The 23,143-nt window shown below is 64.0% G+C and carries 20 protein-coding genes; 16 read left to right on the top strand and 4 right to left on the bottom strand.

Annotated elements, in window-relative coordinates; genetic code table 11:
- Positions 1 to 16: 16 nt before the first annotated feature.
- The 3 genes from pcrA (at position 17) to pntB (ending at position 5,846) form a co-directional block, all read left to right on the top strand.
- Positions 17 to 2,698, top strand: a complete 2,682-nt coding sequence (gene pcrA, locus E6X30_RS06225; RefSeq protein WP_316335906.1) for a DNA helicase PcrA — start codon at positions 17 to 19, stop codon at positions 2,696 to 2,698.
- Between the two features lie 157 nt (positions 2,699 to 2,855).
- Positions 2,856 to 4,397, top strand: a complete 1,542-nt coding sequence (locus tag E6X30_RS06220) for a Re/Si-specific NAD(P)(+) transhydrogenase subunit alpha (RefSeq protein ID WP_316335905.1) — start codon at positions 2,856 to 2,858, stop codon at positions 4,395 to 4,397.
- Positions 4,398 to 4,400: 3 nt separating this feature from the next.
- On the top strand, positions 4,401 to 5,846 hold the full coding sequence (pntB, locus tag E6X30_RS06215; RefSeq protein WP_070435492.1) for a Re/Si-specific NAD(P)(+) transhydrogenase subunit beta: 1,446 nt from the start codon (positions 4,401 to 4,403) through the stop codon (positions 5,844 to 5,846).
- Between the two features lie 97 nt (positions 5,847 to 5,943).
- Here pntB and E6X30_RS06210 read toward each other — a convergent pair whose 3' ends face one another.
- The 4 genes from E6X30_RS06210 to E6X30_RS06195 all read right to left on the bottom strand — a co-directional run bounded on the left by E6X30_RS06210 (position 5,944) and on the right by E6X30_RS06195 (position 10,426).
- Positions 5,944 to 6,507, bottom strand: a complete 564-nt coding sequence (locus E6X30_RS06210) for a flavodoxin domain-containing protein (protein ID WP_070435491.1) — start codon at positions 6,505 to 6,507, stop codon at positions 5,944 to 5,946.
- An 83-nt stretch (positions 6,508 to 6,590) separates the two neighbouring features.
- A complete protein-coding gene (locus E6X30_RS06205; protein ID WP_316335904.1) occupies positions 6,591 to 9,557 on the bottom strand; it encodes a multicopper oxidase domain-containing protein in 2,967 nt (988 codons plus the stop codon).
- Positions 9,558 to 9,635: 78 nt separating this feature from the next.
- The gene (locus tag E6X30_RS06200) at positions 9,636 to 10,139 is read right to left on the bottom strand and encodes a hypothetical protein (RefSeq protein ID WP_016663937.1); all 504 of its coding nucleotides are present in this window, start codon (positions 10,137 to 10,139) and stop codon (positions 9,636 to 9,638) included.
- Entirely contained in the window at positions 10,139 to 10,426 is a 288-nt protein-coding gene (locus tag E6X30_RS06195; RefSeq protein WP_016663938.1) for a hypothetical protein, read from the bottom strand. Before E6X30_RS06195 ends, E6X30_RS06200 begins: the two co-directional genes overlap by 1 nt.
- A 120-nt stretch (positions 10,427 to 10,546) precedes the next feature.
- Here E6X30_RS06195 and sucC point away from each other — a divergent pair, with 120 nt between their 5' ends.
- The 13 genes from sucC to E6X30_RS06130 all read left to right on the top strand — a co-directional run bounded on the left by sucC (position 10,547) and on the right by E6X30_RS06130 (position 23,124).
- Complete coding sequence (gene sucC / locus E6X30_RS06190) at positions 10,547 to 11,716, top strand: ADP-forming succinate--CoA ligase subunit beta (protein ID WP_016663939.1); 1,170 nt, start codon at positions 10,547 to 10,549, stop codon at positions 11,714 to 11,716.
- Between the two features lie 7 nt (positions 11,717 to 11,723).
- On the top strand, positions 11,724 to 12,599 hold the full coding sequence (gene sucD / locus E6X30_RS06185) for a succinate--CoA ligase subunit alpha (protein ID WP_016663940.1): 876 nt from the start codon (positions 11,724 to 11,726) through the stop codon (positions 12,597 to 12,599).
- Positions 12,600 to 12,732: 133 nt separating this feature from the next.
- Positions 12,733 to 13,152, top strand: coding sequence for a hypothetical protein (locus E6X30_RS06180; protein WP_016663941.1), 420 nt, complete (start codon positions 12,733 to 12,735; stop codon positions 13,150 to 13,152).
- A gap of 68 nt (positions 13,153 to 13,220) precedes the next feature.
- Positions 13,221 to 14,798: a hypothetical protein gene (locus tag E6X30_RS06175; protein WP_316335903.1), complete on the top strand. Its 1,578-nt coding sequence runs from the start codon at positions 13,221 to 13,223 to the stop codon at positions 14,796 to 14,798.
- 134 nt (positions 14,799 to 14,932) lie between these two features.
- Positions 14,933 to 15,169, top strand: a complete 237-nt coding sequence (locus E6X30_RS06170; RefSeq protein ID WP_016663943.1) for a hypothetical protein — start codon at positions 14,933 to 14,935, stop codon at positions 15,167 to 15,169.
- 47 nt (positions 15,170 to 15,216) lie between these two features.
- Positions 15,217 to 15,522 carry a hypothetical protein gene (locus E6X30_RS06165; RefSeq protein WP_016663944.1) on the top strand — a complete coding sequence of 102 codons (306 nt, stop codon included), beginning with the start codon at positions 15,217 to 15,219 and terminating at the stop codon, positions 15,520 to 15,522.
- 165 nt (positions 15,523 to 15,687) lie between these two features.
- Positions 15,688 to 16,416 carry a metal-dependent transcriptional regulator gene (locus E6X30_RS06160; protein WP_016663945.1) on the top strand — a complete coding sequence of 243 codons (729 nt, stop codon included), beginning with the start codon at positions 15,688 to 15,690 and terminating at the stop codon, positions 16,414 to 16,416.
- 184 nt (positions 16,417 to 16,600) lie between these two features.
- Positions 16,601 to 17,506 (top strand): C40 family peptidase, encoded by a 906-nt coding sequence (locus E6X30_RS06155; protein ID WP_016663946.1) that lies wholly within the window; start codon positions 16,601 to 16,603, stop codon positions 17,504 to 17,506.
- A gap of 84 nt (positions 17,507 to 17,590) precedes the next feature.
- Positions 17,591 to 18,472 carry a hypothetical protein gene (locus E6X30_RS06150; protein WP_016663947.1) on the top strand — a complete coding sequence of 294 codons (882 nt, stop codon included), beginning with the start codon at positions 17,591 to 17,593 and terminating at the stop codon, positions 18,470 to 18,472.
- Between the two features lie 218 nt (positions 18,473 to 18,690).
- Positions 18,691 to 19,902 (top strand): ROK family transcriptional regulator, encoded by a 1,212-nt coding sequence (locus E6X30_RS06145; RefSeq protein WP_316335902.1) that lies wholly within the window; start codon positions 18,691 to 18,693, stop codon positions 19,900 to 19,902.
- 36 nt (positions 19,903 to 19,938) lie between these two features.
- Positions 19,939 to 21,264 (top strand): sugar ABC transporter substrate-binding protein, encoded by a 1,326-nt coding sequence (locus tag E6X30_RS06140; RefSeq protein ID WP_096883267.1) that lies wholly within the window; start codon positions 19,939 to 19,941, stop codon positions 21,262 to 21,264.
- On the top strand, positions 21,261 to 22,232 hold the full coding sequence (locus E6X30_RS06135) for a sugar ABC transporter permease (protein WP_316335901.1): 972 nt from the start codon (positions 21,261 to 21,263) through the stop codon (positions 22,230 to 22,232). Before E6X30_RS06140 ends, E6X30_RS06135 begins: the two co-directional genes overlap by 4 nt.
- Positions 22,225 to 23,124, top strand: coding sequence for a carbohydrate ABC transporter permease (locus E6X30_RS06130; RefSeq protein ID WP_101686698.1), 900 nt, complete (start codon positions 22,225 to 22,227; stop codon positions 23,122 to 23,124). The genes E6X30_RS06135 and E6X30_RS06130 overlap by 8 nt, the downstream gene beginning before the upstream one ends.
- Positions 23,125 to 23,143 lie beyond the last annotated feature (19 nt).

The following is a 23,143-nucleotide window of genomic DNA, read 5'->3' as shown; positions in this document are numbered from 1 at the left end:
ACGTGAAGGTGCCTCTATGTCCTCGCTTTTTGACGATTTTCCACTTCCCGAATCCTTCCGCGCGCTCGGCGAGGCCGGAAAGGGAAGCAAAGGCGAGGGTGGCACGGGTGCGCGCGCGCAGAGCGGGGGTGCGCGAGGGGAGTCCGACGCTTGCCCGCCTCCCGACGAATGGGATTTTTCCGAGGATGCCCCACCCGAGGATTGGGAAACCGCGTTTGACGAGCAGGTGTCGCAATCGCCCAATCCCGAGGCGGGGGTGAGCTTTGAGCCGGTTCCGGATGAGCCCGAGCCCGTGCGTCATGAGAGTTTTGCGGCCTGGGGCGGGCGCGATGAGGCTGCTCTCGAGGAGATCGTCGAGGGGCTCAACCCGCCCCAGCGCGATGCGGTCGAACATCGCGGCTCCCCGCTGTTGATCGTTGCCGGGGCAGGCTCTGGCAAGACCCGCGTGCTGACCCGCCGCATCGCTCACCTTTTGCGAAGTGGAGAGGCTCTTCCGGGCGAAATTCTCGCGATCACCTTCACGAACAAGGCCGCCTCCGAGATGAAGGAGAGGGTTGAGGCGCTCATTGGGCCCGCGGCCCGGTACATGTGGGTGTCGACCTTCCACTCGGCGTGCGTGCGTATTTTGCGGCGAGATGCAGATGCAGCCGGGCTCAAGTCCACGTTCTCGATCTACGACTCGTCAGACTCTAAGCGTCTCATCACGAACATCGCGAAGGACATGGGGCTCGACTCGAAAAGGCACTCGCCCCGAGCGTTCCAGGCAAAGATTTCCTCTCTTAAGAACGAGCTCGTGACGCCCGAGGAATACGCTGCCCAGGCGGAGAACGCGAAGAACCCCGCCGAACGGACGATCGCGCAGATCTACACCCAATACCAGGAGCGGCTGCGCACGGCGAACGCCGTGGACTTCGACGACTTGATCGCGCTGACTGTGCGCCTGCTCGCCGAGAATCCGGGGATTCGCGAAGGCTATCGCCGTCGGTTCCGGCACGTGCTCGTGGATGAGTATCAGGACACGAATACCGCGCAGTACAGGCTCGTGCGCGAGCTCGTCGGCGATGACCCTCATGCGGACCTCACGGTCGTGGGCGACTCGGACCAGTCGATCTATGCGTTCCGCGGCGCGACGATCCGCAACATCATCGAGTTCGAGCAGGATTTCCCGAGCGCCCGCACGATCGTGCTCGAGCAAAACTACCGCTCGACCCAAACGATCCTCAGCGCCGCGAACGCGGTCATCAAGGAAAACCAGGGCAGGCGGCCCAAGAAGCTGTGGACCGATCAGGGCGAGGGCCAGCAGATCACGCTGTATGTGGCCGACGATGAGCAGGGCGAGGCGCGGTACATCACCCGCCAGATTGATGCTCTCATCGATGAGGGGGCGAAGGCTGGCGACATCGCGGTGTTCTATCGGGCGAATGCCCAGTCCCGCGCGCTTGAGGATCAGCTCATTCGCGTGGGTCTCCCGTACAAGGTTGTGGGCGGAACGCGCTTTTATGAGCGGCGAGAAATTAAGGACGCGATCGCGTACCTTCGCGTGCTGACGAACCCCGCAGATGAAATCAATCTGCGCCGCATCCTCAATACGCCAAAGCGCGGAATCGGCGAGAGGGCTGAGGCCGCCGTGTCAGTGCTCGCGGAGCAGGAGCGGATCAGTTTTGGCGAGGCGCTCGAGCGTGCGAGCGAAGCTCCCGGCATTGCAACGCGCTCCCTGGGCGCGATTGAGAAGTTCGTGTCACTCATGTCGCGCGTGCGCGAAAAGGTCGAAAAGGGCGAGGGCCCGAGCGACGTTCTCGAAGAGATCCTGAGCGAGAGCGGGTATTACGCCTCCCTCCAGAGCAGCGACGATCCCCAGGATGAATCCCGCCTCGAGAACCTCGCGGAGCTCGTGAGCGTCGCCGCTGACTTCGAGGCGGATCTCGCGGCCGCCGAAGCCGCGGCTTCCGAGTTCGAGGACGAGCCGGGCGGCCCCGAGGCCCCTAGTGGTTCGCTCGTCGATCAGTTCCTCGAAAAGGTTTCGCTGGTCGCCGACTCCGATCAGATCCCCGAGGGCGAGGATCAGTTCGTGACCCTCATGACCCTCCATACCGCGAAGGGCCTCGAGTTCCCGATCGTGTTCCTCACGGGCATGGAAGACGGCACCTTCCCGCACCAGCGGACCCTCGCCGATCCGAAAGAACTCGAGGAGGAGCGCCGCCTCGCCTACGTGGGGATTACCCGAGCGCGCGAGCGGCTGTTCATTACGCGTGCGAGCGTGCGCGCTGCGTGGGGCACGCCGCAGTTCTTCCCCGCGTCCCGGTTCCTCGAAGAGATCCCCGAGGCCCTCGTGCACGTAGCGCGCGCAGGCAACGCGCGTGCGTACGCCGATTTCGGCGGTGGCTTTGGCGGCGGCTTCGGCAGTTCCGACGGTTGGGGTGCCTCGAGCAGGCGTGGCCCTTCCGTCACCGGCGTAGGCGTCGGCGGCGGCCGCCGCGACGTATCGAGGCCGAGTTTCGGCTCCGGCAAGAAGGCGAAAACGGCGAGCGAAATCCCGAACCTCGAGGTTGGGGACCGCGTGACGCACGACAGCTTCGGCATGGGGACCGTCGTCTCAGCGTCCGGGGCAGGGGAGAAGCTCCAGGTCGAGGTCCAGTTCCGGGAGCCGCACGGGAAAAAGCGCCTCCTGGTGCGCTACGCGCCGATTACGAAGCTCTGAGCGAGTGGGGCCGGCGACCGTCCGGGCATCCGTCTCTCGGGCTCGAGACGCAGTTTTTCTCGACCCTCGTGAGTTTCGGGCTGTACGTCTCGCAGGCACGCGGTAGATTCGTAGCAGGTCCCATGCGCACATGGGCATCTCGCACTAAGGAGTGACATTGCGAATCGGAATCCCGAGAGAAACACTCGAGGATCAGCCGCTCGTCGCCGCCACGCCCGACACCGTACGCAAGCTCCGGAAGCTTGGTTACGACGTCGCGGTTGAGCGCGGTGCTGGGGAGCGCGCTTCATACCTCGATGCCGCCTACGCCGACGCTGGCGCCGAGATCGTGGGGGAGGAGGTGTGGCAGTCCGATATCGTGACGACGCTCGATACGCCCCCGCGCGAGATGCGCGAGAGGATGCTCGCCGGTGCCGTGCTCATTTCTCGCATGGCGCCGGGTCGCAACCCGGAGCTCATCGACGAACTCAAGGAGCATCGCCTGACGGCTCTCGCGATGGACGCGGTGCCTCGTATTTCGCGAGCACAGTCGATGGATGTGCTCAGTTCGATGGCGAACATTGCCGGCTATCGCGCGGTGATCGAGGCGGCGAGCAACTTTGGGCGTCTCTTTACGGGGCAGGTCACGGCGGCTGGCAAGGTACCGCCCGCGAACGTGTATGTAATCGGGGCCGGCGTTGCGGGTCTCGCGGCTATCGGAACGGCGAATTCGATGGGCGCGATCGTGAAGGCTACCGATCTTCGCCCCGAGGCTGCCGAGCAGGTCGAGTCGATGGGCGCGGAGTTCGTCCCGATCGAGGCGAAGACGGAGAAGTCTGAGGATGGCTACGCGAAGGAGATGACGGCGGACCAAGCGAAGGCGGCCGCGGAGCTCTATTCGCGGCAGTCGGCCGAGGCGGACATCGTCATTACGACCGCGAATATCCCGGGCCGCAAGGCGCCGGTGCTTCTCACCGCCGCTGATGTTCAGAACATGAAGCCCGGCTCGGTGATCGTGGATATGGCTGCCGCGAACGGCGGCAACTGTGAGTTGACGAGGCCTGGCGAGGTCTACCAGACCGAGAATGGCGTGACGATCGTGGGCCACACCGACCTCGCGGGCCGGCTTCCCGGTCAGGCGAGCCAGCTGTACGGGCAGAACATCGTGAACCTCATGAAGCTCGTGACGCCTCAGAAGAATGGCGTGATGATGCTCGATTTCGAGGACACGATCGTTCGTGGCATCACGGTGACGTTCGCGCACGATGGCCAGGCGGATGTGCTGTGGCCACCGCCTCCCGTGAAGGTGTCGGCGGCGCCTGCACCTGCACCCGAAGCGGCACCGGCTCCTGCCGAAGCGCCCGAAGCGAAGAAGTCCCACGCGGGGACTATCGCGGCGATCATTGGTGGAATCCTCGGTGTGGCGCTTGTGCTTGCGAGCCCCTTCCAGGTGGCGGAGCAGTACATGGTGCTCATGCTCGCGATCGTGGTGGGCTACTACGTGATCACGTCGGTCACGCATTCGCTGCACACGCCGCTCATGAGCGAGACGAACGCGATTTCCGGGATTATTCTCGTGGGCGCGATTTTGCAGGTGGGCAGCGCGAATATTGCCGTGGCGATTCTGTCGTTCATCGCGATCGTGATTGCGAGCATCAACATTTTTGGCGGGTTTACGGTCACGCACCGCATGCTCTCCATGTTTTCGAGGGAGGGCTGATCGATGGACATGCAGCTGGTTGACTGGACGTTGAGGCTCACGACCCTCGCCTACATTGCCGCGGCCATTCTCTTCATCCTCGCGCTCGTGGGGCTCAGCGCGCAAAAGAGCGCGAAGCGCGGCAACATTTTTGGTGCGGCCGGTATGGCCATTGCGCTCGTTGCCACGATCGCGCGTGCGCTCGCGAACTCGCACGTGGATCCCGAGCATTTCAACGGCCCGATCGTCACCCTCATCTTGATTATTCTCGCGATGGGTATCGGTGCCGGCGTCGGCATTCCGCTCGCGAAGAAGGTGGAGATGACGGGCATGCCCGAGCTCATCGCCATGCTTCACTCGTTTGTGGGTCTTTCGGCGGTGCTGATTGGCTTCAATAGCTTCCTTCATCCGTACGGTGTGTCGCCCGCGATGGAGACTTTCCATCTGGGAGAGGTGGCGCTCGGTATCTTCATCGGTGCCGTGACGTTCACGGGCTCGATCGTCGCGTACTTGAAGCTTTCGGCGAAGATCAAGGGCGCGCCGCTCATGCTTCCGGGCCGCAACTGGATCAACCTCGGCGTCCTCGTTCTCTCGCTCGTTCTCACGATCGTGTTCATGGCGAGCGGCGGCGAGGGCTTTGCCGGCTGGGCCTCGATTCTCCTGCTCACGATCCTTGCGCTCTTCCTTGGCTTCCACCTGGTGGCCGCGATCGGCGGCGGCGACATGCCCGTCGTCGTCTCGATGCTCAATAGCTACTCGGGTTGGGCTGCGGCGGCCGCGGGCTTCATGCTCGGCAACAACCTGCTCATCATCACGGGTGCGCTCGTCGGCTCGTCGGGTGCGTACCTGAGCTACATCATGTGCAAGGCGATGAACCGTTCGTTCCTCTCGGTGATCCTCGGCGGGTTTGGTTCCGACGGTGGCTCCTCCACCGTTGAGCGTGATTACGGGCAGCACACCGAGATCACGCCTGAAGAGACGGCGGAGCTTCTCAAGGGTGCCTCGACGGTCATGATCACTCCCGGCTACGGCATGGCTGTGGCGCAGGCGCAGTACCCGGTCGCGGAACTCACGAAGAAGCTCCGCGAACACGGCGTGGAGGTCACGTTTGGTATTCACCCGGTTGCGGGACGCTTGCCCGGGCACATGAATGTCCTTCTTGCCGAGGCGAAAGTTCCCTACGACATCGTGCTTGAGATGGACGAGGTGAATGACGACTTCGGCGACGTTGATGTCGTGCTCGTGATTGGCGCGAATGACACGGTGAATCCGATCGCCGAGGAGCCCGGCAGCCCGATCGCGGGCATGCCCGTGCTCAAGGTGTGGGACGCGAAGCGTGTCGTCGTGTTCAAGCGCTCGATGGGCGCCGGCTACGCGGGTGTTCAGAACCCGCTGTTCTTCAATGAGAACACGGACATGCTGCTTGGCGACGCGAAGGCGTCGGTCGAGGCGATTACGAAGGCGCTCTAGCCTCTCTCGTTCAGCCAAGGGCCCCGCGCGCACCCGTCGTGGGTGGGCGCGGGGCCCTTTTATGCGGCAATCTGGCCCGCGGGTCCTGGGGCCGGAGTCAGGAGTCGAGAAGCGCTTTGAGCATTGGCTCGATGGTGTCGCGCTTCACGAAATCGGTGTCCGTGCCCCACGTGTCGAGCATTTCCTGGTCGTTCGCGTGGCGTTTGCTCGCGGGCGTCGCCTTCATGAAGGCGTGCACGCCGGTGAGGGCAGCCTTGTGGGCGAAAGACACCTTGGAGTGGGCAAGTCCGCCGCGCGCGTGGAAGCGTTCGGTACGCGCATACACGTCGCTCGGGAGGTTCGCGCGATGCACTTTATCGACCTCGTCGGTGCGGCTTGGGTCAGCCCAGGCAACGGAGAGCAGGGCGAGGCGGGCGCCTTTGAAAGCATGTGCGGCGCTCACGAAGGCCTTGACGTCGTGGAGCTTGCCCGCATAGTTGCCGCCCGCGTACACGACGAGGTCGGGTTCACCTCCGGGCGTCTCTCGTGCCGCTTCGATGGTGAATCCTTTGGTGGTGAGGGTGTGCACGTCCCAGCCCGCATCCGTGAGGGCGCTCGCGATCATCTCGGCGTATCGGCCGGAGTGCCCGTAGATCGAGGCGTTGAGGATGAGGGCTTTCATGGGTGCTCCTTCGCGGTCGTGTTCGGTACTTCCAGCCTGCCACGCACCGCCGCGTACGGGCAGGGACCACCGGTGCCCGGCGCTCAGGCTGTCACGTTAATGAGCGCGAGCGCGCCGCGTTCGAGGTCGACGAACTGGTGATTGACGGCCTTGTACGTGCCTTCTTCGTGGAACACCATCTCGACGAACCCTCCCTGGCAGCTGCCGAGGTCGAGAGCTTGCGCGCCGCCGCCGGTGGCGTTGTCGGGTCGCAACAGGTATTCGCCTTCCTTGAAGACGGTGTCGAAAACGGTACCGACGACGTGGAAGGCAATTCCTCGGCTCGGTCCCGCGGCGAGTACCCAGATGCGCACGCGCTCGCCGACCTTCGCTTCGAGGGGTGCGTGCACGTACTGGTTCGCGTGTCCGTTGAACACGGTGAAGTCGGGGCGTTCGGCGAAGATTTTTTCCGAAGAGATGGCGTGAACCGCGCAACCGTCGGGCCCCTGAACAGGGCTTCCATCCGCGCCGGTGCTGGCCTCCGGGGTGAGGTAGTGCTCGGATTGGACGAGCACGTATTCGCGGTCGGCCTGTGCAAGTCCCTGTGGCGGGACGATGAGGATTCCATACATGCCGCCGGACAGGTGCATGGTCATGGGTGCGGTCGAGCAGTGGTAGAGCCACGCGCCCGCGTAGTCAGTGGTGAAGGGGTACACGAGGTTCTCGCCGGGCGCGATCGTGCGCATGTAGGTGCTCGGCGCGACGGTGCCGGCGTGGAAGTCGATCGAGTGGCCCATCTCGCCGCTGTTGGTGAGGGTTAATTCGACTTTTCCGCCAAGGGGGGAGGTGACGACGGGCCCCATGACCTCGCCGTTGTACACCATCGATTCCATCGCGATGCCGGGTGCGATCTCGAGGTTCGCCTCGGTCACGTCGAAGGCGAGTTTTTGCGGCGTACCGGGGGAGGGGACTGCAGGCACGACCGGGTCACGCCGCGTGCGTGAGGTACCTGGCGCGGCAGTGAGGTCGGCGCTTACTCGGGTGAGGGGGTCGGTTCCGACGCCTGCTGCGCCAGCGTTGCCGCCCTCGGTTTCGCTCGTGCTCGCCCCGGTTGGGGTGATCTTGAGGGTCATGCCCATCGCGCGGTGACCGACGATCGAACACCAGCCTTCGACGGGTTCCGTGATGATGCCGGCCTCGAGCACGGCGGTGTCGCCTGGGTGGAGGCGCGCCGTGTGTGGGCCCGTGGCGAGAACGAGGTCGTGAGTATTCGCGGGATCGACGTTGCGGACCTCGATTTCGAGTCGGTCACCCGCGGGCACCTCGAGCGTGTTCGGAACGAAGCGCATGTCGGCATTCGCCTCGACCTTGAGGCGCGTCGTGCGACCGGTCGGGGCGATGGCGGGGCCCGCACCGTTCGTGTGCTCGGCCCCTCCGGCGGGGTTTCCGACGGCCGCCGCGCCTGCAAGGGTGCCGTCGAAAGCGCGCCCGACCGCGGCAAGGGAGAACACGGTCCCTACGCCAGCGAGTGCGCTCGTAAGGTGGCGCCGGTCGAGCATCGCGGGTTCGCGCGAGGGCTGTGCTTCGCGCGCGTCCGCACGAGGTGCACTCACGGCAGAGGACGTGGATGCCGAAGTAGCACCGCCTGCTGCGTGCATCGGTGCGGTCGGTGCGCCCACTCCCGGCATGCCAAGCTGCGCCGAGCGCTCCTTGAACTCGAGGCGCTCGCGCAGATTCACCTTGACCATGCGGAGCATGAGGACGATGAACGACGCGAGTACGATAAACGCCACCGCCGACACGAGAACGCGCGTGACCGAGCCGAACTGGCTCGGCGCGAAGGTGCCGAGAGTGAGAGCACCAAAGAGCGCCTCGCCAACCGTGCCGGTGACGCTCGCGAACGCGAACATGCCAAGTGCGAGGTTGAGTGTCACTACGCGGAAGATCGCCCAGCGGCTCATGACGGCGAGACCCGCCTTGAGAGCGCGCGGACCGCCGCCCATCGAGGCCGGCAGAAGGTAGCTCATCGCGCCCAGGAGAAGTTGCAAGAGGAAGCCCGCGACGAAGGGGACGCTCAGATCGTGGAGGCGTGCCGCGGTGAGCGAGAAGTTGAGGGGCGAGGTGACCGGGGAACCGTCGGAACTGCCGATCGAGCTGAACCACAGCCCCCACAGCGCCACGCACGTGCCGAGAAACCACAGCGCGGCCGTGCCGATCGAGAGCACGGGGAAGAGGGCGAGCGGCTCGCGACGGGTTTGCTGAGCCGATTGTCGCGCAAGCGCCACGAGGAGCGAGCCGAGGACGACCTGACCGAGAATGTAGAGGGTGAGGCCCGCGAGCCCCACGAGGACGTTGTCGACGAGCGCACCGAGCATCGCGATGAGCGTGCCGATCACCATGACGATGAGGAAACGCGAGGCGCGCGAGGCTTTCGCCGTATCGAGCTTCGTGCGCAAGACCGTGGGCCAGAGCGTGAGCAGCGTTGCCGAGACCGTGACGCCCACGAAACCGAGGATATTGACGACTTGATGAGCGAGGAGCAGACGCCCCTGCCACGGTTCGCCGGGGGAGAAGGCGAGGATCGCGCCGAGCGTTGCACCGAAGGGGAGGAGGCACGCGGCAATGAGGTAGGCCCGCACGACGAACGAGAAACGCGGGGCGAGGGCTGCTTTGAGCTGCGCGCCAAGCGCAAAGGCATACCAGAGGATCATGGCGCTCACGCCGACGGCACCGAGCACCGTGACGGGCGGGAGATTCGCGAGCATGCCCGCCATCGTGAGCACAATCGACGCCGTGAGGCCCCAAATGCGCCCCACTTGCGTCGGGCGGGATTCCTCGGCGAGGCGAGTCTTAAGGAGCGCCTCCGTGAAGTGCTGGCCCCAAATCATGATCGATGTCGTCACGAGGCCGAGCGTCACCATGTGCACGAGTAGCCACCGAAACTGCGGGATGAACGGGTGCGCGGCGACGGCGATCACGAGCGCGATCATCCAGTAGGAGACGGGTTTCGTGGCCTTCCTGTGCCAGCTGCGGCGGGTGAAGCCTTTGGGGCGATTCTCGGTCGAGTGCAAGGCTGACCTTCCGTGCGGGGACGACAAACGGGGCGCGAAAAGCGCCCCGTTCATGCTATCGACGAAAAGGGAACTCGATCAGGACTTAAACCTCTTGACCTTCGCGCCTTCGGGGAGCTCCTCGCCAGGAATGCCCTCCGGATCGTCGAGGTCTGTTTCTTCGTAGGCGTCCTGCATGAGAGCGGCAATGATCCGCAAGAGCACGATCACCGCGAGGAGGATGAGCATCCACGTCACCGGAATAGGGATGATCCTCGAGAACACAAACCAGATCGCGCCGAGCGAGAGGGCGATGATTGACGTGTCGCGCAGGGCCGCGAGCAGGCGCTTCGTCATATTCGCGCGGCGATACCGGCGCCCCGCGACCTTCGCGGCCGCGCGCATCGTCTTTGCCGATTCGCTCGCCGAGTTCTTCGCGCTCTCGGCGCCACGGCGCACGTTATCGGCTGCTTTCGCCTCCCACACTTTCTGCGCTCCGCTCGCGTAGGCGCGGGCCTCCCGCTGCACGGCGCGCTTCGCGCCGGGAGCCTGCTTGCGCGCCGTGTTGCGGGCCGCCTTCGCGTAGGTCTTCCAACTGGCCATTACTTCTCATCCCTCATGCGGATATCGCCATCGCGTCTGTCGCGCACATTCGCGCGGCCCTCGCGGATCGCGGCACGCTCGCGGTCGCGACGCCATTCGTAGTAGTAGGAAAGCCCCACGTTGAGCGCGAGCGTGAGCAGGATCGACAGCACGAGGCTCGCGAACTTCGCCTTGATCCCCATGAGTGAGAGGACCACGAAAAAGAGCGTCATGACCACGACGGAAAAGAAAAGGTGATCCATGATGCGCTGGCGGAGCGTTCTACGCTGGGGGCGGGGGCTCGTCATTGTTCCATCGTAACGGGCCCGGTATGGCGGGTGTGACGGGCGCGCGGGTGTCCGCTGAGCCGCTTGGCTGTGGCGATCCCCTAACCTGGAGTGACAATTGCCTGCCATGAAAGGACCCCCGTGGACCTTCTCGAACATCACGCGCGTGAGCTATTCGCCCGCCACGGCGTTCCCGTTCTCGACGCCCGTCTCGCGACAACCCCGCAGGAAGCGCGCACAGCCGCGGAGTCGCTCGACTCTCCCGTGCTGGTCGTGAAGGCCCAGGTCAAGGTCGGCGGTCGCGGAAAGGCCGGCGGCGTTCGGGTCGTTCGCACTCCAGCGGAAGCCGAAGATGCAGCCCGCGCGATCCTCGGTATGGACATCAAGGGGCACACGGTGCATTCCGTCCTGGTTACCGAGGGCGCCGAGATCGCCGAGGAACACTACTTTTCGATTCTTCTCGACCGCTCGGCGCACGGCCTCACGGCGCTGTGCTCGAAAGAGGGAGGCGTCGAGATCGAGCAACTCGCCAAAGACAAGCCCGAGGCGCTCGCGCGCCACGAAATCGACCCGCTCGAGGGCCTCACGGCGGAAGCATCGCGCGATCTTCTCGAAGCTGCGGGCTTCGATGCCGAGCAGATCGGCGCCATCGTCCCGGTTCTCGAACGGCTTTGGGAGGTTTATCGCGACGAAGACGCGACTCTCGTCGAGGTCAACCCCCTCGTGACCACCACGAGGGGAGAGATCCTCGCCCTCGACGGCAAAGTGTCGATCGACGATAACTCGCTGTTTCGTCACGACGACCTTGCCGCCCTCGCCTCAACCGACAGCAAGGACCCCCTGGAGGAAGAGGCCCAGCGCCTCGGCCTCAATTACGTGAAGCTCGACGGCGAAGTCGGCGTTGTGGGCAACGGTGCAGGCCTCGTGATGTCGTCTCTCGACGTTGTCGCTTACGCGGGTCGCGACTTCGGCGGGATTCATCCGGCGAACTTCCTCGATATCGGCGGCGGTGCATCGGCGAGCGTCATGGCCGATGGGCTCGGGTTGGTCCTCGCCGACCCTCAGGTGAAAAGCGTATTTATCAACGTGTTTGGCGGTATTACCGCGTGCGATCAAGTCGCCCTCGGCATCGTCGGCGCCCTCGAGAGAATCGGCGACCGCGCAGCGAAGCCGATTGTCGTGCGACTCGACGGCAACGCCGTGGAGGAGGGGCGCGAGGTTCTTCGCCGCGCGAAGCACCCGCTCGTGCACATCGCGGATTCAATGGACGACGCCGCGAGGCAAGCCGCCGCGCTCGCCGCTGGAAAGTAGGGCAATCATGGCGATTTTTCTTGACGACAACTCCCGCATCATCGTGCAGGGCATCACCGGAAGCGAGGGTCTCAAGCACGCGCGCCGCATGAGCGCCGCGGGCGCCCAGATCGTGGGTGGGGTCAACCCGAAGAAAGCCGGGAGCGACGTGGACCTCGGCAACCGTCGGACCCCGGTTTTCGGCACGGTGGCCGAAGCGATGCGCGAAACCGGCGCGAATGTCTCCGTGGTTTTCGTGCCGCCCAGGTTTGCGAAGGGGGCCGTGATCGAAGCGATCGAGGCGGGTATGCCACTCGTCGTCGTCATCACGGAGGGCATCCCTGTTCTGGACACCGTCGAGTTTTATGCGCGCGCGCAGCGCAGTGGTCGCACGCGCATCATCGGGCCGAACTGCCCGGGGATCGTCTCGCCGGGTCTGTCCAACGCGGGGATCATCCCCGACCACATCACGGGCCCGGGCCCGATCGGGCTCGTTTCTAAATCCGGCACCCTCACGTACCAGATGATGCACGAACTCTCCGACATCGGCTTCACGACCGCGATCGGAATCGGCGGCGACCCGGTCGTGGGCACGAGCCACATCGATGCCCTCGATGCTTTCGAAGCAGACCCCGCGACGGAGGTGATCGTCATGATCGGTGAAATCGGGGGAGACGCCGAGGAGCGCGCCGCCGAATTCATCCGCGCGAAGGTCACGAAACCCGTCGTCGGCTATATCGCTGGCTTCACCGCTCCCGAAGGCAAAACAATGGGGCACGCGGGCGCTATTGTGAGCGGCTCAAGCGGAACGGCGCGCGCGAAGAAGGCGGCGCTCGAGTCTTCGGGTGTGCGCGTGGGAACGAGTCCGAGTGAGACCGCGAGGCTCGTACGAGAGGGCCTCTAGCGGGCGTCCCCTCCCGTCACGGATAGGCGAAGCTCGACCTCGCTCGCTCGCGAGTCCTGCACCGCGTTCGCTGTCTCAAGATTGCGACAAGTTGCGCGCCCCGCGACGCCGGCACACTCAGTAGCCTTGCCGCATGAGTACATCAGGACCCACCAGGAAAACGCCGAGCGAGGCCCCACGCTTCAACCCCTCGATGCTTGAGGGCGCTTCGAATTGGGACTCCACGCCCGCGCGCACCTCTCGCAGCGGCGCGTTCCTCAAGTACCTCTTTGGCACGGGTCTCGGCCTCGCCGCGCTCTCGCTCGTGCTGAGCTTTCTCGGTCTTGTCTGCGTCGTGTGCTCGTTCGTCGAACCTTTCGAGCGCTTTGGCCTTGGAACACTGCCCCTCGCGGCTCTCGCGCTCGTGCTCGCGTTTTTGAGCGTCCGCCTTTCGCAGCGACAGGGCGGAAGCGTCCTCCTCTCGTTTGCCGCGATCGCCGCCTCGTTCCCGCTCGTGTTCTTCGGGCTGACTCCGTACGCGTTTATGTTCCTCATGCCGGTGGGGAAGGCCTGAGATCCGACGGTTTCTCGCCCCACGCGTTGCCAAAGGTTTCTAAGGAAGCCGCTTTTAGGATGGGAGGCATGAGTACTCCTTACGGCAACGATCCCGTCAACAATCCCCAGGGCTACCCAGAGCCCGAGAAACCCGAGAATTCGCCGAGCGTCGAGAACGCCCAGCAGGAGCAGTCATCGGCACCGAATTGGCAGGCGCAGGAAGCGCTCGCCCCTTCGCACGACGAGTCCGCTGCTGCGACGCCCGAGGGCGGCGTTGTGCACGAGGTCGGCCCGTTCGCCTCGCAGAATGCTGAGGCTGAGGGAGATCGAAAGTCCCCCGAAGCTTCGCAGAATCCCGAAGCGACTCCGGACACAAGCGAAGACGTGCCGTCGTACGGCTCGACCTACCAGCCCGCCCACTACGGCAACGCCGCAGAAGCGGCTCCCGCGGCTCCGAGCTACGGTGCGTCCGCACAGAATGAGCAGGCGCAGCCGGAAAAGGTCGAGGCTGCTCAGGGTGAGCCGGCGGGCGTTGAGCCCGAACAGCCGCGCGAAGAATCCACGCAGTTTGGTTCCTACGGCGCACCGTCGCACGGCGGTGAGTCGAGCGCCACCGAGCAGCACAGCGAGCAATCCACGCAGTTTGGCGCCTACGGCGCACCGGGCCACGAGGGCGCGGCGTCCCAGTCGCAGAGCTACGGCGGGGCCAGCTACGGCGCACCCAGCTATGGCGCGCCGAGCGAAGCGCCCAGCTACGGTTCGTCGCAGCAGAACCAGACTTATGGCGCCCCGAGTGGCGCGCCTGATAGCGGCTACTCGAATACGGACAGCAGCGCCGCGCAGTACGGCACGGCAGCATCCGCAGCGTCGGCAACCTCGGCAACCCCGGCAGCGTCGGCAACCTCGGCAGCTCCCGCGTACTCGGCTCCGTCGGCCCCTTCGGCGAACGAGCCGCAGCAGTTTGACTCGACCGCCGCGGGATCCGGGCAGGCGTCGGCCTTCCAGCAGCCCGGTGAAGCGCAGGGCTTCGGCGCCCAGACTTCAAGCGCCGTGAGCGAGGGGTACGGCAGTGAATCCGCACCCCAAGCGCAGAGCTATGGCCAGCAGAGCTACGGCAACGACTACAGCCAGCAGAGCTACGGCCAGCAGAACCAGCAGCCTAGCTACGCCCAGGGCTATGGCCAGCAGCAGGCCCCCGAGGGCGGCTACAGTGCGATGAACTCCGGCGATCACGGGGCAGCGCCGCAGGGCGGCTACAGCGCCCAGAACTCGAGCGCTAACCAGTTCCAGCCGAGCAACCCGGGTGTGCAAAGCGGTTACTCGGCACCGAGCGCAAATACCGGCTACCCGACCCCCGCGGGCTACAACCAGCAAGCGCCCACCGCCGCAAGCACACCGAAGAAGAACGGCACTGTGCTCGCCATCATTGGTCTTGTGCTGGCCCTGATCGGTATCGGGCTCTCGTTCGTGCCGCTCATGTTCGTGTATGCCCTTGCACTCCCGCTCGGCCTCGTGGGGCTCGTGCTCGGTGCTTGGGGCGCCGCGCGCGGCTTCAAGGGCGGTAGTGGCAAGGCGCTCGGCATCATCGCGTCGGTGCTCTCGGTTATCACGATCATCATCGGCGTCGTGTCCATCATCATTGGCCTCATCGCGATGCTGTCGTAGCACACCTCTGCTCAATGCGATTTCGCCTCGTGCCATCTCCTTCGAGGAGCGTGGTGCGGGGCGATTTCTTTATTCGCACCGGGAGGGTGTGACCTGTCATACCTTTGTGGCCGGCCGGCGTCTATGATGGCCGCATGAGCGCACCGTCCCTCGGTCCCGGAATGAATCAGCCGCAACCCACGCCCGCACCTCTTCAGACCGGAACGCCCGGCACTCCCGTCGATGCGGGCCAGGTTCAGGTCACCGCGAAGAGCAACGGGAGCAATGCGAACGCGAGGCAATTTTGGCTCACGAGCAGCGCACACCAGGGGGTACGGGCCTACGAGGATGACGATGGCGTGGAGCATAACGTGCAGTGGCGTGTTAATTGAATGGCATAGCGAACGAATCCCATTGAAACTTGAGGCCAGGTGACACCGTGACCATGCACGCCCCCGCCCCTTCGCGCTCTCCGCTCCTTTTGCCCGCTCTTGCCATTGGCGCTCTATTTCTCGCAATCGTGGGCGGCGCACTCGGGCTCCTCAAGTGGGCGATTGTTATAGGCATCGGCATCGGACTCGCAGTGGCGGGGCTCGCCCTAGCCGCGTGGGTTCTCGCGCGTGCAGTCCGGGACGGGGATACCGCCGGCATGTTCGTCGGTTCCGTTGCGGCGATTGCGGCGTTTTTTGCCTCGACGGCAGGAGTGCTCACGCTACTCGCGAGGATCGTGGCACACGACGTGTAGTGCGAGGCGCTTTGTGCGTCTCGGTCGAGGCGGGGGAGCGCAAGCAATGTGGGGTCCGACGCTTGCCGGGCTGCCGTCGGAACCTCACTTATAGAATCGAGCAGCGCCCCCATATTTAGCGCCCCATATTTTCTGCGCCCCGTGCGCCCCACTCGAAGGAGCATCGTGACTGACCTGATCGATACGACAGAGATGTACTTGAAAACGGTGTTCGAGCTGCTCGAACTCGGGATTACGCCGATGCGGGCGCGGATCGCGGAGCGACTGCATCAGTCTGGACCCACCGTTTCGCAGACGGTTGCGCGCATGGAGCGCGATGGCTTGCTCTTCCTTGACGATGAGCGCGTCATTCACTTGAGTATCGAGGGAGAGCGGATTGCCACGGGCGTGATGCGCAAGCATCGCCTCGCCGAGCGCCACCTCATCGACGTCATCGGCCTCGAGTACTCGAAAGTGCACGAAGAGGCGTGCCGCTGGGAGCACGTGATGAGCCTCGACGTTGAGCGTAAGATCGCGTCGCTCCTCACCCCTCCGTATCGCGATCCCTACGGAAATCCGATCCCGGGCCTCGCCGAACTCGAGGGCGGCCTTGAAGATATCCACCCCGGTGTAGCCGAGGGGGTCAACGGCTCGGGAGTTCGGCAAAGTGCGGGTCAAAGACTCGTGGATTGTGACCTGAGCGCAGGGCCGTGCACTGTGCGGGTTGCGTCGATCGGGGAGGTCATTCAGTCGGACGTGTCATTCCTGGCGGATCTCGAGGCCCACGGGGTCGTTCCCGGTGCTGACGTGCGCGTTTATGCCGACGCGGACGCGATCGTTCTCGAGACCGAGGGCGGCGAACCGATCTCGCTTACTCCTTCCGATGCGGGCCACATCGGGGTCGATCCAGTGTGACCTGATTCCGTCTAGGTAAAGGACTGTCAAAGACTTGGAACAGCCTCCGTCAGATCCCACTGACGGAGGCGTTTTGTTTCGTAGAGTCGTACTCGGTTGCGGAAGAGCCGCGCCCTAGCTCCTGGATTTTCATACCTGCTCCGGGAAGCTCGAACTCTTAGGCAGGAGCCGCAAGGTCGAGAACATGGAAGGTCCCCACGTGTCGAATCGTTTCGCGAACACCCATCGCCGCCAGATGCGCCCCGTTACCCCCGTGGCGCGCGCTACCCGTGGCACCGCTGGCGTTGCTTTCGCTGCGACCTTCGTGCTCACCGGCTCCACCGGCGCACTCGCTGACGGCACGACTCAGGCCGATGCCGCTGCCGAGTCGACGAATGTCATCGCCCCCGTCACCGCCCCGGCTGTGACCATCCCCGTCGCTCAGAAGCACGACGACTCAGCTTTCGGCGTGTTCGCCGCTTCGGCCGCGACCCTCAAGCCCAAAGCTCCCGTGGTTGAGGTTGAAGAGCCCGAGGCTCTTAATGACCGCGACGAAGACGAATCCGACAACCGCGAAGAGGATTCGCGCGAGACCGAAGAGAATTCGCGCGAGACCAACGAGACCGAAGAGCGTCGCTCGGACCGCCGCGAAGAGCGCGCAAACGACGAGTCGGAGGACACCGACAACTCCGAGGACACCTCCGATCGCAAGAAGCGCGAAAAGAAGAGCGAGGAGCGCGACAACGAGACCGAAGAAGCCCCGAGCTCGTCGGCTGCTACTGGTTCGATCTTCTCGACTGCTAAGCGAGGCATCGGCGTTCGCTACGTGTTCGGTGGCAGCTCGCCCTCGGGCTGGGATTGCTCCGGCTTCACGTCGTGGGTGTACCGCCAGCACGGTATCCACCTCCCGCACAGCGCGGGCGCCCAGGCACGTATGGGCAAGCGCATCTCCCGCTCTGAGGCTCGCCCCGGCGATCTCGCCTACTACCCCGGCCACGTCGGCATCTACGCCGGCAACGGCATGATCCTCGACGCGGGCAACAGCGCAAAGAACACGAGCATCCGCAAGCTCTGGAACGCGAACTGGTCCTTCTACCGCATCGCTGACTGATCACGACTTTGAGAACGCCACCCCGGATCGTGCCGGGGTGGCGTTTCCTTTTAAGAGGTATGGCCGGTTCGGTAAGGTGAGCCTATGACTATCGTGCGTGAAATCGGGGCCGTGCTCCTGGTGCTTGTCTCGTTCGTGGCAACAACCGTGAGCGTGCCCGCCGCGTGGGTGCGCGACCGCATCGTGAACCGCGAGGGCTTCTTGACGCTCACGAGCCCCCTCGCGCGCGACCTCGACCTGCAAAAGACTCTCGCGAATGAGGCGATGAACCAGGTCGGTGCGGGGCTCCCCATCCCCGAGAGCCTACGGGCAGGGGTGCAGGACATGCTCTTGTCCCAAGTCGGTGCGGTCACAGGCACCGAGGCCTACGGGACGATGTGGTCGGGAACGATGGGGGACATCCACGACCAGCTCACGAGCGGCGCCACGACCGTGACGGTGCACGCCGATCTCACGCCAATCTGGGATGCGCTCCTCGCGCCCGTGAAATCAATTCTCCCGTTCGACATCCCCGATGTCGGACCGACCGTCGTCAACCTCGGTACGTTCGATGCCGGCTGGTTTGAGATTCTTGAGGCCATCGCCGTAAACGCAACCCTCCTTACCGTCGTCGGTATTGCTGCGGGCATCGGCGCGCTTCTCGTGTCGAGCGTTCGGCTGCGCACGCTCATGCTCCTGGGCGTCGCCGTACTGGTGACGGCCCTGACTTGGATCGGCGTGCTCTACGGCCACGCGCTGTGGGTGCCCGAGACTCTGACCGATTCGACCGTTGCCGGGCCCGTGGTCCAGCGCGTTCTCGACGTTGCTGCCCACGACGTTTTCGTTCCGGCGGTCCTGTGCGCTCTCGCGGGTCTCGGCCTCATCATCGCTGCCGTCACAGGCATGTCGATCGTTGCGGCGCGACGGTCGGCCGCGCAGCGCCAGGCGATTCCCGCGACACAGGGCGGATATCCTGAGCGCTGGTAGCCTCGCCCGCATTCGGGGCTTCTTGCTGCCACGAGCGGTTGATAGTGCGCTGACCTACTGGAAACGGCGTGAGGTCGGCGCGAATCTTAATTGTCGATGAACAGGTTCCGACATTTCGATGCTTGTCTTGCCGAAAACTCCCGGCATTGATTTATTTAAAGCGGCTTTAAAAACTACTGGCCCGAACGCGGCAGTCGCTGAGGTGGGGAGGTTCGCACATGGCGCGCACGCGAAATGTGAGTGCAGCATCGCGCTCGGTTCAACCCGAACTGCGCGCAACCGGTCTTCACGTTTCCCCCGAAGAACAGTGCCTCCTCCTGCTGCGCGACCACCGCTCGCTCACGGCAAGCGCTATCGCGAGCCGCACCGATCTTTCGCGGCCCACGATTGACGCTGCTCTGCGTTCTCTTGAGACGGCAAAAATCGTAACCTCGGATCTACGTCCCACAGGAAAAGCCGGTCGACCAGGGCGAACATACACCTTCGTTCCTAGCGACAGGATGGTGGGCGTCGATATTGGTGAGCACGCGATCAGGGCGATCGCCACCGATCGCGCGGGCCGCATTCTTGCGCGCTACGAGGCGGATCGCGTGCGCGAACCCTCGCGCGACACGTTCCTGCGAGACCTCGACGACGTGGTTCGGATCGTGGGCGAAGGCGCCTCGATCGCGGGGGTTGGCCTCGCAGTTCCGGGTATCGTCAAAGCGCAGAAGGTCAAGCTTTCGCGTGTTCTGCCGTACCTTAATGATTGGGATTTTCATCGCGAAATTGAATCCCTCATAAACGTGCCGCTTTTTGTGAGTAACGACGTCAAGGCTGCAGCGCTCGGCGAGGCCCGCCTCGGGGCCGGCACGGTCGACTCATCCCAGGTGACGGTGTGGCTCGGGCGCCGCGTCTCGAGCGCGGTCACCTTCAATGGCGAGCTCTTCGAAGGCGCCAACGGCGTCGCCGGCGAAATGACGACAGCCGTCGGAACTCAATGGACCCCCGGATCGGTATGCGGTGACTGGCAGTGGCCATCTGGCAGAAGCCCCCTCCAGACCGCCGAGCGGGCCCACGCGGGGGATGCCGAATGCCTCGCGAGCCTGCACGACTATCTCAAAGCACTCGCCGACCCCCTTTCGCGCCTCGTCGCGATCCTCGACCCGGAGGTTCTCGTTCTCGCGGGCGCGCTGAGCGAGACATCCGCACCGCTCGCGGATTTCCTCGCCCCCTACCTGAAGGAACGCCTCACCGTCCCCTTCCTGCCGCGGATCAGGCGCTCGGCACACGGGCGCTATTCGACAGCCGTCGGAGCCCTCTACACCGCGTTCACGAACCCGAGCGCACCAGCGCTCGCACATTGGCAACTGCCCGCCCCCACGACCCTGACCGAAAACGACCCCGCAACCGAGCAGGCTGACGACCCAAGTCACGCGCTCGCCAGCTGACCCCTACCCCTATACCCGCTATTCAAGGAGCACATCATGTCGACATCCACCATCGCCCGCCGTTCCCTCCTCGCCGCGGGTGGCGCTGCGTTCGCAGCCGCCGCCGCTGGCTGTGGCGGTTCCGGCACTGGAGGCACCTCGAGTGAGGGCAAGAAGAACGAAATCGGCGACGACCCCGCAAAGATCAAGGGCAGCATCTCCTACGCGTTTTGGGACGTCAACCAGCAGGAAATGCTGGAGGACATGATCAAGGCGTTCAACGAGAAGTACCCGAACGTGAAGGTCAGCCTCCAGATGACCCCGTGGAAGGATTACTTCGGGAAGCTGCGCACCCAGGTGTCCTCGAAAGCTCTCCCTGACGTGTTCTGGATGACGGGCCCGAACTTCCGCTCCTACGCCGAGAACGGCCAGCTCGCCTCGCTCAAGGGGCTCCAGGATGCCGGTCTGTTCGATCCGAAGAACTACCCGGAAGCGCTCGCCGACATGTACAGCGTCGACGGCGAGCCTTTCGCCGCGCCGAAGGACTTCGACACCGTCGCCATCTGGTACAACAAGAAGCTCTTCGACCAGGCCGGCGTTGCCTACCCCGATGAGACTTGGACGCTCGACACCTACAAGGAAAAGGCCGTCGAGCTCGGCGAGAAGCTGCCCGACGGTGTGTGGGGCTGCGCGGAGGTGTTCTCGCGCACCGCGTCCTACTACCACTCGATCGCCATTACGGGCGGCTACGTGATCTCCGACGACAAGAAGAAGTCGGGGTACGACGATCCCAAGACCATTGAAGGCGTGAAGTTCTGGCGTGACCTGATCGAGATCGGCGCATCGCCCGACCTGGACTACCTTGCCGAAAACTCTGCCTACGCTCTGTTCGAGAGCGGCAAGTGCGCGATGCAGTGGTCGGGCAACTGGCGTGTGCCGGCCATGCTCAAGGCCTCGACCAAGGATGATGTGAGCGTCGCGACACTGCCCGGTGGCGATATCCCGAAGACCGTCGTGCACGGCATCGGCAACTGCATTTCCGCGTTCACGAAGAACATGCCGGCAGCTCAGGCTCTCGTTGCTTTCCTGGCGGGTGAAGAGGCCGCAAATATCAGCGCCGAATCCGGCGCGGCGAACCCCGCCCTCAACGGCACTCAGGACGAGTACGTCAACGCCCACCCGGAACTCAACCTCCAGGTGTTCATCGACCAGGCTGAGAAGAACGGCGTGGCGTTCCCGATCTCGAAGAGCTGCCCCGACTGGCAGGAGCTTGAGGGCGAGTACCTCACGAAGGTCTTCACCGGTGAACTCACCGCCGAGGAAGGCTGCACCGAGCTCGCCAAGGCCATGAACGAGGTGCTCGCGAAGGAGAAGGGCGAGTGAGCTCGCTCGACGTTTCGAACGCTGCCGCTGGCGCCGCCTCTGAGGAGATTCACGAGGCGACTCAGCGGCCCCCGCGGAAGAAAAAGCACCGCGGAAGCATGAGCGACGGCATCTGGCCGTGGCTCTTCATCGCCCCGACCGTGATCGGCATTGGCCTCATGTACTTCGTGCCGATGATCATGAGCTTCGGCATGTCGCTCACGTCGTGGTCAACCTTCGAGCCCGCGCACTTCGTGGGGCTCGATAACTTCAAACGCCTCGCCGAGGATCCGCAGCTACCGCGTGCGTTCCTCAACACGGTGATCTACACGGTCATCATTCTGCTCGCGATCCCCATCTCCGTGCTTTTTGCGGCGCTGCTCGAGCGCCCGGGGCTTAAGGGCGCCGGCATCTACCGCGCCCTGTTCTTCCTGCCGTACATCGCGATGCCCACGGCTATCTCGATGGTGTGGCGCATGATTTTCCACAGCGAAGCCGGCATCGTCAACGTCATCTTGCGGCTCTTCGGTATCGAAGGCCCTCGGTGGATCACAACCGAATGGGTGGCTCTCATCGTCGTTGCGATCGTGGGGCTCTGGATGAGTATCGGCTTCAAGATCATCGTGCTCGGGGCTGGCCTCAAAACGATTCCGCCCGAAGTGTACGAGGCCGCGCAGCTCGATGGCGCGGGAACGTGGCGCCAGTTCTTCTCGATCACGATCCCACTGCTGACTCCGAGCATCTTCTTCCTCACGGTCACGAGCATCATCGGTGGCTTCCAGCTCTTCGATCTCATCTTCGCGGTTCTTGGCGACGCCAACCCCGTCACGAAGAAGACGCTCTCGCTCGTGTATCTGTTCTACCGCGCAGCGTTCCCGGGCGACGACAAGGGGTATGCCTCCGCGATTGCACTGCTGATCCTCGTGATCGTCGGCATTCTCACGATCGTCCAGTTCCGGGTCCAAAAGAAGTGGGTGAACTATGACTGATTCCCTCGCTCCCGATCTTCCCTTCGACGATGCCAAGGCGAAGAGGAAGAAGAAGCAAAAGCGCAGCAAAGGCCTGCACGGGCATACGTGGGATGCGCACCTGATCCTCGCGATCGGCGCCCTCACGATGCTGTTCCCTTTCCTGTGGCAGATCAAGCTCGCGCTGAGCACCCGCGCCGAGGTCGTCGAAATCCCAATGAACCTCTGGCCCGAGAAACTCCGGTGGGAGAACTTCGCGCGTGTCTTCGAGTTCGTGCCGTTTACCGAGCAGATGACCGTCACCGTCAGTTACGCGATTCTGAGGGTCCTTGCCGAACTCGTGACGTGTTCACTCGCCGGCTACGCGTTTGCGCGGATGCGCTTTCGTGGTCGCAAGGTCATCTTCTTCCTCCTGCTCACGGTGCTCATGGTTCCCGGGCAAATCTTCCTCATCCCGCAGTACCAGATGGTCGACGCGGCGGGGCTTCTCGATAACTTCTTCGCGATCCTCGCCCCGGGCCTCGTGAGTGCATTCGGCGTGTTCTTCATGATGCAGTACTTCCGCCGCATCCCCGAGGAACTCGTGGACGCCGCGAAGCTCGACGGCTGCAACCCGTGGCAAATGTTCTGGAAGATCATGCTTCCACTCGCGCGACCGGCGCTGTTCTCCTTCGGCGTGATCACGCTGCTCTCGGCATGGAACAGCCTCCTGTGGCCGCTCGTCGTCATCAACTCGACCGAGAAATACCCGGTGGCGGTGGGCCTCGCGATGCTCCAGGGCGACCACTTGGTGGGGCCCGACTACCCGATGATTATGGCGGCGAGCCTCATGGCGATGGCCCCGGTGTTTCTCGCGTTCGCCATCATGCAAAAGAAGGTTATTGAAGGCTTTGCCCTCTCGAGCTTCCGCTAAAACCTTCGGTTCAGTGTCA

It is taken from the genome of Dermabacter sp. (assembly GCF_032550575.1).
GTDB lineage: Bacteria > Actinomycetota > Actinomycetes > Actinomycetales > Dermabacteraceae > Dermabacter > Dermabacter hominis.
This window is presented reverse-complemented; position numbering and strand designations above follow the sequence as displayed.